Below are 13,281 nucleotides of genomic sequence, written 5' to 3'. Positions count from 1 at the left end.
GCGCGTCCGTGGCGGGTGGCGCGCGGGCGCACAACAGGCAGGAGCAACCCGCGCGGCTTAGCGTGGTGCGCATGATCGAGCTTGAGGGGCTGACGAAACGGTTCGGTGAGAAGGTCGCGGTCGACGAGTTGACGTTCACGGTCCGGCCGGGGATCGTCACGGGGTTCCTCGGTCCGAACGGGGCCGGGAAGTCCACCACCATGCGGATGATGCTGGGGCTCGACCATCCGACGGCCGGTGAGGTCCGGATCGACGGCGAGCACTACGACCGGCTGAAGGACCCGCTCACCGCGATCGGCGCGCTGCTGGACGCGAAGGCCATGCACGGCGGGCGCAGCGCCTACAACCATCTGCTGTGTCTGGCGCAGTCCAACGGCATTCCCGCGCCCCGGGTGGACGAGGTGCTGGACACGGTCGGGCTGACGGCGGTGGCGGGGAAGAAGGCGAAGGGTTTCTCGCTGGGGATGGGCCAGCGGCTGGGTATCGCGGGCGCCCTGCTCGGTGATCCGCGCATCCTGATGTTCGACGAGCCGGTCAACGGGCTCGACCCCGAGGGCATCCACTGGATCAGGCATCTGATGAAGTCGCTGGCGGCCCAGGGCCGTACCGTCTTCGTCTCCTCTCATCTGATGAGCGAGATGGCGCTGACCGCCGACCATCTGGTGGTGATCGGTCAGGGGCGGCTGCTGGCGGACACCTCGATGGCGGATTTCATCCGGGAGAACTCACGGTCGTACGTCCGGCTGCGCACCCCGCAGCGGGAGCGGCTGCTCGATGTGCTGCACGCCAACGGGGTCACGGTGGTGGAGACGGCCGGCGGGGTGCTGGAGGTGGACGGGCACCCGTCCGAGCGGCTGGGCGAGCTGGCGTCCGAGCACCGGATCGTGCTGCATGAGCTGAGTCCGCAGCAGGCATCCCTGGAGGAGGCGTTCATGCAGCTCACGGCCGCGTCGGTGGAGTACCACGCGCACACCGGACCGGCGGACGGGCTGTCCGGCGGGCCGGTGGCGGATCCGGGGCCGCCCCGGCCGGGCTGGGGCGAGAGCTGGCAACCGCGCGACGGGAAGGGGGTGTGACGATGGCGGCCCTCCAGGTCATCCGTTCGGAGTGGACCAAGATCCGGTCGGTGTCGTCCACCGTATGGACGCTGGGGCTGGCGTTCGTGGTGACGGTCGCCCTCGGGATGCTGATCAGCACCCTCGCGAAGAACGACTTCGACTCGCTGAGCCCGCAGGACCGGCTGACCTTCGACCCGACCCTGGTGAGCTTCGCCGGGATGAGCCTCGGCCAGCTCGCGATGATCGTGTTCGGGGTGCTGGTGGTGTCCAACGAGTACAGCACCGGCATGATCCGCACCTCGCTCGCGGCGGTGCCGCAGCGCGGGACGTTCCTGTTCGGGAAGCTCGCGGTGGCCACGGCACTGGCCCTCGTGGTCGGGCTGATCACCAGCTTCGTGACGTTCTTCCTGGGCCAGATGATCCTCGGCCGGTACCGCGCGGACCTCTCGGACCCCGGGGTGCTGCGGGCGGTGATCGGCGGCGGGCTGTACATGGCGCTGATCGCGATGTTCTCGATGGGGGTGGCGGCGATGCTGCGCAGTCCGATGCTGTCGCTGGGCATCCTGATGCCGTTCTTCTTCCTGATCTCCGCGATCCTCGGCAATGTGTCGGCGACGGAGAAGGTCGGCCGGTTCCTCCCCGACCAGGCGGGCAGCAAGATCATGCAGGTGGTCCAGCCCCTGGACGACGACACCCCGTACGGGCCCTGGGGCGGTCTGGGGATCATGGTGCTGTGGGTGGCCGTGGCGCTGATCGGCGGGTACGTGCTGCTGAAGCGCCGCGACGCGTAGCGGACGGGCGCGGTACGGCGGTCCCGGTACGGGCGGTCCTGGTGCGACGGTCCTGGTGCGACGGTCCTGGTACGGCGGTCGCGGCCCGGTGGGCGGGGTGGTCGGGGGCCGTCGTCCGGGGGGTCCGGCGGGGGCCGGGCGGCGGGGACAGTAGGGACGGACGGGGACAGAAGCCCACGGCCCGGCCCTGTCCCCTGTTTTGGCTGGAACCGTCAGCTCCCGGATATCCTCCTAACCCTTACGGGGGCGTGTGCCCCGACGTCCTGAGAACCTGTGAATGGGTGCGGAGCATGATCGAGGCAGTCGGCCTGACGAAGCGCTACGGTGCCAAGACAGCCGTGTACAACCTTTCCTTCCAGGTGAAGCCCGGCACCGTCACCGGATTCCTCGGGCCCAACGGCTCGGGCAAGTCGACGACGATGCGCATGATCCTCGGGCTCGACAACCCGACGTCGGGCCAGGTCACCATCGGCGGCTACCCGTACCGCAGGCTGCCGAACGCCCCGCGTCAGGTCGGCGCCCTGCTGGACGCCAAGGCCGTGCACGGCGGGCGGCACGCGCGCAACCATCTGCTGTGCCTCGCGCAGCTCTCCGGGATCCCGGCCCGCCGGGTCGACGAGGTCCTCGGGGTGGTGGGTCTCCAGGAGGTCGCCCGCAAGCGCTCCCAGGGCTTCTCCCTGGGTATGGGGCAGCGGCTCGGGATCGCGGCGGCCCTGCTCGGCGACCCCCAGGTGCTGCTGTTCGACGAGCCGGTCAACGGACTCGACCCCGAGGGCATCCTCTGGGTCCGCAATCTGATGAAGTCGCTCGCCGCCGAGGGCCGTACCGTCTTCGTCTCCTCGCATCTGATGAGCGAGATGGCGCTGACCGCCGACCATCTGATCGTGATCGGCCGCGGCCAGCTCCTCGCCGACATGAGCGTGCGGGACTTCATCTCGCACAACTCCGCCGACTTCGCCCGGGTGCGCACCCCCGACAGCGAGCCGCAGCAGCGCGAGAAGCTCACCGCCGCGCTGACCGAGGCGGGCGGCCAGGTGCTGTCCGAGCCGGACGGCGCGCTGCGGATCATGGGGCTGCCGCTGCCGCGGATCAGCGAGCTGGCCCACACCACCGACGTCCGGCTGTGGGAGCTCTCGCCGCACCAGGCGTCCCTGGAGGAGGCGTACATGCGGATGACCCAGGGCGTGGTCGACTACCGCTCCACGGTCGACGCGAAGGCCGGTCTCCAGCAGCAGCTCCCGCCGGGCGCGCAGCCCCCCGTCGCGATGCCCGTCGCGGGCCAGGGCCAGCCCGGCTGGTACGCGCCGCCGCCGCCCCAGCAGGGCGGTCAGCCGTTCGCGATGCCGCAGGCCCCCGCCGGCCCGCCCCAGCCGAACCCGTACGCCGCACAGCCCGCCGACGCCCCCGCCGCCGCGGGTGCCGCCACCACCGAGATGACGAAGCCCGACAGCGAGGGACCCCGATGAGCACGCCGCCCCAGCAGCAGAACCCCGCGGCCCCGGCGCCCCACTGGCAGCACCCGGAGGGGGCGTACACCTCGCCGATCCCGGTCACCCGCACGCATCTGGGGCACGCGCTCACCTCGGAGTGGACGAAGATCAAGTCCGTGCGCTCCACGATGTGGACGATCGGGGTCTTCCTCGCCCTGGTCATCGGCATCGGTCTGCTGGTGTCCGCGCAGACCACCGGCATGGACTACGAGGACGCGCCCTACACGATCCCCGCGTTCTTCGGGCTGGTGCTGGGACAGCTCTGCCTGATCACCCTGGGCGTCCTGGTCATCTCGTCCGAGTACGGCACGGGCATGATCCGTACGACGCTCACCGCGTCGCCCGCCCGCTGGCGGGTGCTCGCCGCGAAGTTCATCATCTTCTTCGCGCTGGCCTACGTGGTGTCCGCCTTCGCGATCGGTTTCGTGGGCCTGGTGACGGCCGGGATGTACGGGGACGCCAGCAACGTGCCCTGGCTCGGCTCGGTCTTCAAGGGCGCCCTGTACGTGTCGCTGCTCGGTGTCCTCGCGCTGGCCGTCGGCGCGATGCTGCGGCACTCGGCGGGCGCGATCACCGCGATGCTCGGTGTGGTGCTGGTCCCCTCGATCCTGCCCGCGTTCCTGATGATCTCCCCCAGCACCCAGCGGGTCGGCGAGGTCATGATGGACTACGCCGCCCCGAACGCGCTGGCGAAGATCTTCGCCCTCGACACGGAGGGCACCGGCGGCCCCCAGCTGGTGTTCCTGATCATCGTCACCGGTGCCGCGGTCGCGGGCGCCTTCACCCTGCTGGACCGCCGGGACGTGTGACCGCGCCCCGCGTCGAAGTGACGGCTGTGCCCCCGCCCGGACTCCTCCGGGCGGGGGCACAGCCGTACCGGTCAGTAGCGGGGCATGCCGCGGCCCCGCTGCACCCGGGTGGCCCGGCGGTCGCGGGCCGACCAGCACGCCTTGTGCCAGTGCCGGCGGTCGTCCACACCCGCGTACTGCGGCCAGGTGACGACATGGGGCACCCCGGACGGGATCACCTGGTCGCACCCGGGGCAGCGGTACGTCTTCCCGGCGGTGCTGGCACCCGCCACATGGCGTACCGACCACTCCTCACCACGCCAGGTCTGGGTGGACTCGAACCCCCCGTAGCGCTCATGGTCGTCCCCGGGCCCGGCTCCTCCGGAGTCCGTGGCTCCTTTGGGACGATTACGGCGCGGGGACACGGGCACACCTCACGGATCGCGGAAGAAGTCGGCATCGGGCCCGACCAGCCTACGCGCCGCCCCGCGGGCACACGCCTGGTGCGAGCTCCGCGCAATCCCCCCGCAATACACAGACAATCCGTCAATCTTTCCCGCCGCCCGTGCCTTTGGCACGTGTCGGACGTTGTTGCCGTTGAGCCGGTACCTGGGGGAGCGCCGAGGCCGGTTGCCGAAGGAGGCAGGAGTGCGATGCGTGTAGGAAGTTTCGTCCTGGCGGCGCAGTTCCCGGGACAGGGCCAGGGGGAGGCCCTGCACCGGGCGGTGCGGGCCGCCGAGGTGTCCGAGGAGTCGGGGCTGGACTCGGTGTGGCTCGCCGAGCACCACTTCGTCCCGTACGGCACCTGCCCCTCGGCCGTCACCTTGGCGGCGCTGCTGCTGGGACGCACGAGGACCCTGCGGGTGGGGACGGCGGTCAGTGTGCTGCCGACCGTCCACCCGGTGGCCCTCGGCGAGCAGGCGGCCCTGCTGCACATCACCTCCGGCGGACGGTTCTCGCTGGGGGTGGGCCGGGGCGGTCCCTGGGTCGACCTGGAGGTGTTCGGCACCGGGATCGAGGCGTACGAACGCGGATTCCCGGAATCCCTCGATCTGCTGCTGCGCTGGTTGACGCAGTCCCGGGTGGACGCCGACTCGCGGCGGTTCCGCTTCCGCGCGGTCGATGTCGTACCGCAGCCGTCCCAGGCGCTCATCGGCGGGATCGGGCCGGAAGTGGTCGTCGCGTGCACCTCACCGGGCACCGTACGGCTGGCCGCGGAGCGCGGACTGCCGATGCTGCTCGGGATGCACGTGGACGACGAGGAGAAGGCCGCGATGATCGAACTGTGGCGCTCGCACGCCCACGAGTCGGGACGCGACCCCGACGAGGTACGCGACGCCGCGCATGTCTCGGCGGGCGTCGTACAGATCGCCGACCGGGGCCCCGAGGCGTCCGCGGCGCTGCTCAAGGCGATGCCGGGCTGGCTGCGGCAGGGCCTCGCGGCACATGTGACCGTCGACGACCGCGCCCGTACGATGCGCGACCCCGTCGCCTACACCGAACTGCTGTGCTCCCTCCATCCGGTGGGTACCCCGCAGCAGTGCGCCGACTCCCTCGCGGCCACGGCGGAGCGTACCGGCGTCACCCGCTTCGCGCTGCTGGTCGAGGGCTCGGGCGAGCTGGTCGCCACGGAGGAGAACATCCGCAGGCTGGGCGCCGAGGTACTGCCGCAGCTCGGCTGACCCGCGGGCACACCGGGGCCCGCCGTCGCCGCACCCATGGGCCCCGGTGTGCCAGGGGGCCGGGCGTCCGGCGACGGCGGGCCTGGTGCCGCTGCCGTCAGCAGTCCCGCAGTTCCGGCGACTGGTTCAGGAGCTGGTTGCGCACAGAGGTGAAGCGGGCGAGCGTCTCGTCCACCGCCGGGTCCAGCGGGAAGACCGCCAGGCGGTGGCAGTTCTGGAAGGCCAGCCGCACTCCGAAGTGCCGCTGGAGCGCGCCCCGGATCGCGTCACTCGCGAGCGCGCGAAGCAGCTGGCCACGTGCCTGCTCGTCCGGCGGCGGCGTCTCGTTGTCGGCGAACTCTCCACCGTCCACCTTGAGCTGGGCCACCAGGGAGCTGACCATCTCCCACGCGTAGGGAAGGGAGGTCCGGACGCAGTCGACGAAGGCTGCTTCGTCGACCTCGCCTCGCTCGGCCTGTTCCAATAGGGCCGGTGAGACGTCGAGCGACATGGGTTCTCCTCTCGCACCCCCGGAGCCGGGGGCTTGCGGACAGGGAGGGAGTTCGCATACGCAGCGTGCACGCTTCGCGACCTCCCGCGTCCACCGTAAGCATCGCGGCTCAGCGGCACCAGAAGAATGCGGCCACAACCGGCCACGCACGTACGGGGTCCTTCCAGGGCGAATCGCGTGGACCACCGGACGTCCAGTAGCGTTGCCGACCATGCGTCTCGTCATCGCCCGCTGCTCCGTGGACTACGCGGGCCGGCTCACCGCCCATCTTCCGTCGGCCCCCCGCCTGATCCTGATCAAGGCGGACGGCAGTGTCTCCATCCACGCTGACGACCGGGCCTACAAACCGCTCAACTGGATGTCGCCTCCCTGCACCCTCAAGGAGGGCACCGGGGACGAGAGCGGCGTATGGACCGTCATCAACAAGGGCGGCGAGAAACTCATCATCACCATGGAGGAGATCCTTCATGACTCGTCCCATGAACTCGGCGTCGATCCCGGTCTCATCAAGGACGGCGTGGAAGCGCACCTCCAGGAACTCCTCGCGGACCGCATCGACACCCTGGGCGAGGGCTACACCCTGATCCGCCGGGAGTACATGACCGCGATCGGCCCGGTCGACATCCTGTGCCGGGACGCCGAGGGCGCGACGGTCGCGGTGGAGATCAAGCGGCGCGGGGAGATCGACGGTGTCGAGCAGCTCACCCGCTATCTGGAGCTGCTGAACCGCGACCCGCATCTCGCGCCGGTCCGCGGGGTCTTCGCCGCCCAGGAGATCAAGCCCCAGGCCCGGGTCCTGGCGACCGACCGCGGCATCGGCTGCACGGTCCTCGACTACAACACCCTGCGAGGCATCGAGGACGACAAACTCCGCCTGTTCTGACCCCCGGCCACCCCGACAGACAACCCCGCGCCCGGCGAACCGCCCAAGGTGGGCGCCCCAAAGAGGCGCGGGGGACCGCGCACCCCCGAGCAACCCGCACAGGAACAAGCACACCCAGCACGGCAGACCTCAGGGGCGCGAGGAACTGCGCGAGCAACCCCGGGCAACCCACAGCCGAACAAGAACCGCAAGAGGCGCGACCCAAGGGGCGCGAGGAACCGCGCACCCCCGAGCAACCCGCACAGGAACAAGCACACCCAGCACGGCAGACCTCAGGGGCGCGAGGAACTGCGCGAGCAACCCCGGGCAACCCCCAGCCGAACAAGAACCGCAAGAGGCGCGACCCAAGGGGCGCGAGGAACCGCGCACCCCCGAACGACCCCCACAGGAACAAGTGGGCTGAGCCCCGCGAACCTGGCGGCGCAAGCGGAGGCGACCCGCACAGGGACAAGTGGGCCCAGCCCCGAGAACCCGGAAGCGCAAGCGAAGGCGACCCGCCGGGAGCGGGCTAGAGCACGGACTCCCCCGGCCCCGCCCCACCCGAGGGCGTCCCACCGGGCCCCGCGGCGGAATCGGACCCGGACGGCGAGACGGACGCCGTAGGCGTGGGCGCGGGCGGCGACGTCCCGGGGCTGGAGGCACTGGGCGACGGCGCCGTGGGCCGCCCCGTGGGCGACGGCGGCGGCGTGGTGGGCCGCTCGCTGGTCGGCGGACGGCCACTGCTCGGGGGCCCGCTGGAGGGCTCCCCGGGACCACCCGGGCCCCCCGGACCACCGGGCCCGCCGGGCTCACCCGTACCGCCCGGGTCACCAGGCCCGCCCGGGGAACCGGACCCACCGGCCCCGCCGGAACCCCCCGTACCGCTCCCAGGGCCCCCACCGGGCCCACTGGACCCCGGCACGGGCGAGGACGCCCCACCGACCCCGGCGCCCGGCACCGCGTCCGTGGGGGCCGAAGGCACCCCGGACGGACCCGCCCCGCCGGGCCGGCTCGTGGAACCGGTGTCCGCACCCCCGGTGCCCTCGCGCTGCCCGCCCTCGGGCCCCGCCTCGTCCACCCCGGCCGCGTCGTCCACGTCCTGGCTCGCGGACGGGTCGCTGCCGACCCGTCCGGCCGGCGGGTCGTCCGTGTCGGAGATGACCCCGAGCGTCACCACGGTGCCCAGCAGCGCCGCGAGCAGCCCGCCCGCGCCCGCGGCCACCAGATTGCGCCGGGTACCGCTCAGCACCGTCCGGCGGGCGCCCCGCAGCCGGGAGGCGAACCCTCCGGCGGGTCCCCGTCCGGAGACCAGGGTGTCGGCCGGATCAGGTGCCTCCGGGGCGCCGGCGGAGGCGCCGGCGGCGCCGGGAGGCAGCGCGAACACCCGGGTGAGGCCGCCGGGCGGTGACACGGACTCCTCACGCCGCGCCCCGGACATCGCGTCCCCGGCCGTCGCCTTGCCCGCGGCGGAGCGGTCGTCGACCAGGGCGAGGGCCCGGCGGCCCGCGACGGCGCCGCGCTTGTCGGCGACCGCGCCCCGCAGCCCGATGGACGCCTCCAACTCGGCGCGGGCCCGGCCGTCGCGGCCCTCGCACAGCGCGAGGACGCCCAGCTCATGGTGGAAATACGCCTCGTCGGCCACCTCACCGGTGTGCCGGGCGGCGGCCGTGCCGAGCCGCAGCACATGCTCCCAGGCGTTCCAGTCGGCCCCGGCGGCCAGCGCGGGCGCGGCGGCCAGCGCGAGGCCCACGGACGCGCTGGGCCCGTCGGGTTCACCGGCGGGGTCGAGCAGCGCGGAGAGGGAGTCGGCGTCGGCGGAGCCGTTCTCGGCGGCGTTCAGCGGGGCGGCCAGGACGGCGATGACCGCGTCGGCCTCGGCGGCGACCCGCGCGGGGGTGACCGAGGGGTGGCCCGTCCACCAGGCGTAGTGCCGGGCGGCGGTGAGCAGCCGTTCGGCGGCGTCGTCGGCGTATCCGGCGCCCTCCAGCTGGGTGCGCACCCCGGTGGCCAGCCGGTAGCGGGGGCCGACGGGGGTCACGAGGGCCACCCCGACGAGTTCCGCGAGGGCCGCGTCGGCGTGGGTGTCCCCGATCAGCGCGGGCAGATGCGCCTGGTGCGGGACCTCGCCCTCCAGCGCCACGGCGAAGCGCAGCGTGGCGCGGGCCGCGCCGCTGAGCCGGGACGCGAGCAGCGCGGCGGGCGCGGCCCCTTCGGCGAGCGAGGGAAGGGGTATGTCGGGTTCGTCACCGTCACCGTCGTGGCCGTCGTCGCCGGTCCGGTGGCCGGTCCGGTCGGAGGCGGCTGTGTTCCGGTCGGGGGAGGCGCTGTCGGGGCCGTCGCCGGGGCCGTCGTACGTGAAGGCTTCGGGGTCGGCGCGCAGCGCGTCGCGCTGCCGGAGCAGGGCCGCGGCCTGGACGAACCGCAGGGGCAGGCCCTCCGACTCGAACCAGAGGTCCCCGGCCCAGCTCGCCTCGTCGTCGGAGAGCGGGCGGCCGGTGGCGTGTGCGAGGAGGGCGACGCCCCCGGCGCGGCTGAGGCCGCCGAGGAACACCTCCTCGACGGGCGCGTCCGTGCGGGGCGGGGTGACGTCGGGGTCGGCGGCGAGCACGAAGGCGCATTCGGGGGTGGCGTCGAGGAGTTCGTCGAGCGCGGCGCCGCCGAAGGCGAGGTCGTCCACCACGACGACGGCGCCGATACCGCGTACGTGGTCGAGGACGCCCTGCCGGTCGGGGTGCTGTCCGGGGCCGCTGAACACGGCCGTGTACAGGTCGTACAGCAGGTCGGTGACGGTCCGGCGGAAGCCGGTGAGCCGGATGACGCCGTCGGGGGCGAGGTCCGCGCAGTCGTCGGCGACGGCGTCGAGCAGCGCGGTGCGTCCGCATCCGGCGGGTCCGGTGAGCCGTACGGAGCGGCCCCGGGCGATGAGCCGGACGGCGCGTTCGCGTTCCTCCTGGCGTTCCAGCAGCGGCGGCCTGGCGAGTGCGGGACCCGGCGGTACGGGCGGGGTGGCGGCGCGGCGGACCTCTTCGCGGGTCCGCGGGGCGTGCCGTTCGGGGGGCGCCGGGTGGTCTCCCGGCGGGCGCCGCTCGATCTCGCTGCCGTCCACGGGGTTGACGGTCAGGAGGAGTTCGCCACAGCTGAGGCGGACCGTGCGCGGGGTGGTCGGCGCGCCGGCGAAGTCGGAGGTGAGCGGGTCGCGGGGTGCCCGGGGGCGGGGCGGGGCGCCGGGGTCGGGCAGCGCGGGGAGCGGCCGGTCGCGGTTCTCGCGGAGGGCCGGGAGGTAGGGGTTGTCCCGGGCGTCCGGCGCGGCGGGTCCGGGGTGCGGCCCGGGTATCTCGTCGGCGGCGTACGGCTGGTCGCGGTCCTCGGAGGCCGTCCCGTCCGTGGGGCGCCGGTGCTTCGCGGCGGGGTCGGCGGGGTCGTGGCGGCCGCCGCCGGAGCGGTCGCGCGATTCCCGGGGCCCGGGGTCGTCCTGGCCGTACGGCTCGGGTTCCCGGTCGGTCGGGTCCATGGTCGAAGCCCCCCAAGAGCGTCGTGTGCGGCGGCCCCGGCCGGCCGTGCGCACACCGCGCCGTCGCTTCCGGTCCGCTCCCGTTCCACCGGTCCCGGCGCGGGGAGATCCGGGCCGGGTGTCCGGGCCCTGGGCCTGCCGTCAGTATCCATGAACGGACGGGGTGCCGGACGGCCGTGGACATCACGGTCCGATGAGAATCGGGGCGGTCGCGGGGCGCGGGGGCCGGGGTCAGACCCTGGGCAGGGACTCGACCCCGATCCCGCCCTCGATGGCGAGGATGCGGTGCAGCCGGGTGGCGACCAGCAGCCGCTGCATCTGCGGGGGTACGTCGCGCAGCACGAGCCGCCGTCCGCAGCGCCCCGCGCGGCGGTGGGCGCCCATGATGACGCCGAGTCCGGTGGCGTCCCAGGAGTCCAGTTCCGACAGGTCGAGCACCAGGTCACCGGTGCCGTCGTCGACGGCCGAGTGCAGGACCGTCCGGGCGTCCGCCGCGCTGCGGACGTCGAGGCGGCCCCCGACGACCAGCTCGGCGTGGTCGCCCCTGATGTGCATATGCGCTCCCGGTGTCCGCGTGCGGTGACAGATGGTCGGTGAGAAGTCTGCGTATGGGTGTTCCGTGGGCCGTCCGGCTATGTCACTGCAACTGACGGCCCGTGGGCGACCAGGGTTGCTGGTTGTAAGCGAACCGATATCGAATTCACCCCGAGGGGTGATCCCCGGGGTGACGGAACATCAATGCGGAGCCGGGGGGAAGGACGGCCGCCCGGTGTCCGTCCCCCCGCTCCTGGGCGTGCGCCCGGCACCCTCGCGGTGCTTGATCCGGTGCCGTGCGGGCGCGCTCGCCGTGGATTCGCTCAGTGCTTGTAGAACCCCTGCCCGCTCTTGCGTCCGATGTCACCGGCGTCAACCATCCGGCGCATCAGCTCGGGCGGGGCGAACTTCTCGTCCTGGGACTCGGTGTAGATGTTCTCGGTGGCGTGCAGCAGGATGTCGACGCCGGTGAGGTCGGCGGTCGCGAGGGGTCCCATCGCGTGGCCGAAGCCCAGCTTGCAGGCGAGGTCGATGTCCTCGGCGCTGGCCACCCCCGACTCGTACAGCTTCGCGGCCTCGACCACGAGGGCGGAGATGAGCCGGGTGGTGACGAAGCCCGCGACGTCGCGGTTGACGACGACACAGGTCTTGCCGACGGATTCGGCGAACTCCCGGGCGGTGGCCAGGGTCGCGTCACTGGTCTTGTGGCCGCGCACCAGTTCGCACAGCTGCATCATCGGGACGGGCGAGAAGAAGTGCGTGCCGACGACCCGTTCGGGGTGTTCGGTGGCCGCGGCGATCTTGGTGATGGGGATCGCGGAGGTATTGGAGGCGAGCACGGTCCCGTCGCCGACGATTCCGTCGAGGGCGCGGAAGATCTCGTGCTTGACCTCCAGCTTCTCGAAGACGGCCTCGACGACGATATCGGCGTCGGCCACCGCGTCGAGGTCGGTGGTGGTGGTGATCCGGGCGAGCGCGGCCTCGGCGTCGGCGGGGTCCAGCCTGCCCTTGGCGACGAACCGGTCGTACGAGGACCTGATGCCGTCGGTGCCCCGGGTCAGCGCCCCGTCGGTGACATCACGCAGGACGACGTCCCAGCCTGCCTGGGCGGATACCTGCGCGATTCCGGAACCCATGAGTCCGGCTCCGATGACGGCGAGCTTCCGTGCCACGTTTCAACCCCTAACCCGCTGTTTACGTTGAAGTTTCCCGTACCTGTGGCGGACCCTAGCGTCAGTGAAGGCCCAAGTGACGGCGAAGAGATGCGCGTCACGTCTCACATGACGGACATCACACCACCACCGCCGCCCGTACGGAGCAGCGGCGGCGGACGGGGTCATCCCCGGGCGCGTACGGCGTAGTTGAGGACCCGTTCGCCGAGCAGTTCCGTGATGTCGTCCAGGGCGTCGAGCGCCTCCCGGGACACGGCCTCGGGGGTGCGGCCCTCGATCAGTCCGCAGCGGATGACACCCATGACCGTCCGGTGCGCCCAGTCGATCTGACCGGCGACCAGGCTGGGCAGCCGGTCGCCGGGCGCGGCCCCGGTCTCCTCGCGCAGCGCCCGGTCCAGGTTCACGAGCACCTCCTGGTCGAGCTCCTGGAGCCGGGAGCGCAGTCCCGCGGCGTCCTCCACGACGACGAGGAAGCGGTCGTATCCCGTCATCAGCCCGACCCGGGGCGACACCGCCTCGATCTCGGCGTGCAGTTCGCGCAGGACGGCCCGCGCGGCGGACTCCCCCGGGGCCCGGCCGCGCACCCAGCCGGCGAGCCGGTCGGCCACCGAGGACGCCCGGTCGAGGAACAGGTCCTCCTTGGCCGGGAAGTAGTTGTAGACCGTGTTGACGGAGACCTCGGCGGCGTCCGCGATCTCGGCGACGGTCACCGCGTCGAACCCGCGTTCCAGGAACATCCCGGTGGCCAGGTCGGAGATGTGCTGCCGGGTCCGGCGCTTCTTGCGCTCCCGGAGCCCTTCGCGGGCCTCCGGCCCACCGGCGCTCCCGCCGCGCCCGGTCGCGGGCGCCGCGCCCCGCGTCCGGTCCTCGCCGTGTGTGCGGTTCGCTGCCCCTTCGCCCATG

Annotated in this window: 12 protein-coding genes; 6 read left to right on the top strand and 6 right to left on the bottom strand. The window is 72.8% G+C overall.

Features of this window, described 5'->3' with window-relative positions:
* The first annotated feature begins 71 nt into the window (after positions 1–71).
* From AB852_RS08415 to AB852_RS08400, 4 genes are all read left to right on the top strand, one after another.
* Positions 72–1,076, top strand: coding sequence for an ABC transporter ATP-binding protein (locus tag AB852_RS08415; protein WP_073785704.1), 1,005 nt, complete (start codon positions 72–74; stop codon positions 1,074–1,076).
* 2 nt (positions 1,077–1,078) lie between these two features.
* Complete coding sequence (locus tag AB852_RS08410) at positions 1,079–1,849, top strand: ABC transporter permease (protein ID WP_073785020.1); 771 nt, start codon at positions 1,079–1,081, stop codon at positions 1,847–1,849.
* A 290-nt stretch (positions 1,850–2,139) separates the two neighbouring features.
* Positions 2,140–3,315 carry an ABC transporter ATP-binding protein gene (locus tag AB852_RS08405; protein ID WP_073785018.1) on the top strand — a complete coding sequence of 392 codons (1,176 nt, stop codon included), beginning with the start codon at positions 2,140–2,142 and terminating at the stop codon, positions 3,313–3,315.
* Positions 3,312–4,148, top strand: a complete 837-nt coding sequence (locus tag AB852_RS08400; protein WP_073785016.1) for an ABC transporter permease — start codon at positions 3,312–3,314, stop codon at positions 4,146–4,148. Before AB852_RS08405 ends, AB852_RS08400 begins: the two co-directional genes overlap by 4 nt.
* Positions 4,149–4,219: 71 nt before the next feature.
* Here AB852_RS08400 and AB852_RS08395 read toward each other — a convergent pair whose 3' ends face one another.
* Positions 4,220–4,552: an ATP/GTP-binding protein gene (locus AB852_RS08395; RefSeq protein ID WP_073785014.1), complete on the bottom strand. Its 333-nt coding sequence runs from the start codon at positions 4,550–4,552 to the stop codon at positions 4,220–4,222.
* Between the two features lie 228 nt (positions 4,553–4,780).
* Here AB852_RS08395 and AB852_RS08390 point away from each other — a divergent pair, with 228 nt between their 5' ends.
* Entirely contained in the window at positions 4,781–5,809 is a 1,029-nt protein-coding gene (locus AB852_RS08390; protein WP_073785012.1) for an LLM class flavin-dependent oxidoreductase, read from the top strand.
* 97 nt (positions 5,810–5,906) lie between these two features.
* Here AB852_RS08390 and AB852_RS08385 read toward each other — a convergent pair whose 3' ends face one another.
* Positions 5,907–6,299 (bottom strand): SCO5389 family protein, encoded by a 393-nt coding sequence (locus tag AB852_RS08385; RefSeq protein ID WP_073785010.1) that lies wholly within the window; start codon positions 6,297–6,299, stop codon positions 5,907–5,909.
* Between the two features lie 211 nt (positions 6,300–6,510).
* On the opposite strand from AB852_RS08385, the gene nucS reads away from it, so the two are divergent.
* Positions 6,511–7,182 carry an endonuclease NucS gene (gene nucS / locus AB852_RS08380; protein WP_178390951.1) on the top strand — a complete coding sequence of 224 codons (672 nt, stop codon included), beginning with the start codon at positions 6,511–6,513 and terminating at the stop codon, positions 7,180–7,182.
* 508 nt (positions 7,183–7,690) lie between these two features.
* Here the strand turns inward: nucS and AB852_RS08375 are convergent.
* The 4 genes from AB852_RS08375 to AB852_RS08360 all read right to left on the bottom strand — a co-directional run bounded on the left by AB852_RS08375 (position 7,691) and on the right by AB852_RS08360 (position 13,280).
* Complete coding sequence (locus AB852_RS08375; RefSeq protein ID WP_245876642.1) at positions 7,691–10,672, bottom strand: ATP-binding protein; 2,982 nt, start codon at positions 10,670–10,672, stop codon at positions 7,691–7,693.
* A 231-nt stretch (positions 10,673–10,903) separates the two neighbouring features.
* Positions 10,904–11,227 carry an STAS domain-containing protein gene (locus AB852_RS08370; protein WP_073785006.1) on the bottom strand — a complete coding sequence of 108 codons (324 nt, stop codon included), beginning with the start codon at positions 11,225–11,227 and terminating at the stop codon, positions 10,904–10,906.
* A gap of 302 nt (positions 11,228–11,529) precedes the next feature.
* On the bottom strand, positions 11,530–12,378 hold the full coding sequence (locus AB852_RS08365; RefSeq protein WP_073785004.1) for a 3-hydroxyacyl-CoA dehydrogenase family protein: 849 nt from the start codon (positions 12,376–12,378) through the stop codon (positions 11,530–11,532).
* A gap of 164 nt (positions 12,379–12,542) precedes the next feature.
* On the bottom strand, positions 12,543–13,280 hold the full coding sequence (locus AB852_RS08360; protein ID WP_079184363.1) for a TetR/AcrR family transcriptional regulator: 738 nt from the start codon (positions 13,278–13,280) through the stop codon (positions 12,543–12,545).
* Position 13,281: the final 1 nt, after the last annotated feature.

Source organism: Streptomyces uncialis (assembly GCF_001905345.1).
Lineage (GTDB): Bacteria > Actinomycetota > Actinomycetes > Streptomycetales > Streptomycetaceae > Streptomyces > Streptomyces uncialis.
The sequence above is the reverse complement of the archived record's forward strand: the minus strand, read 5'-3'. Positions and strand labels throughout refer to the sequence as shown.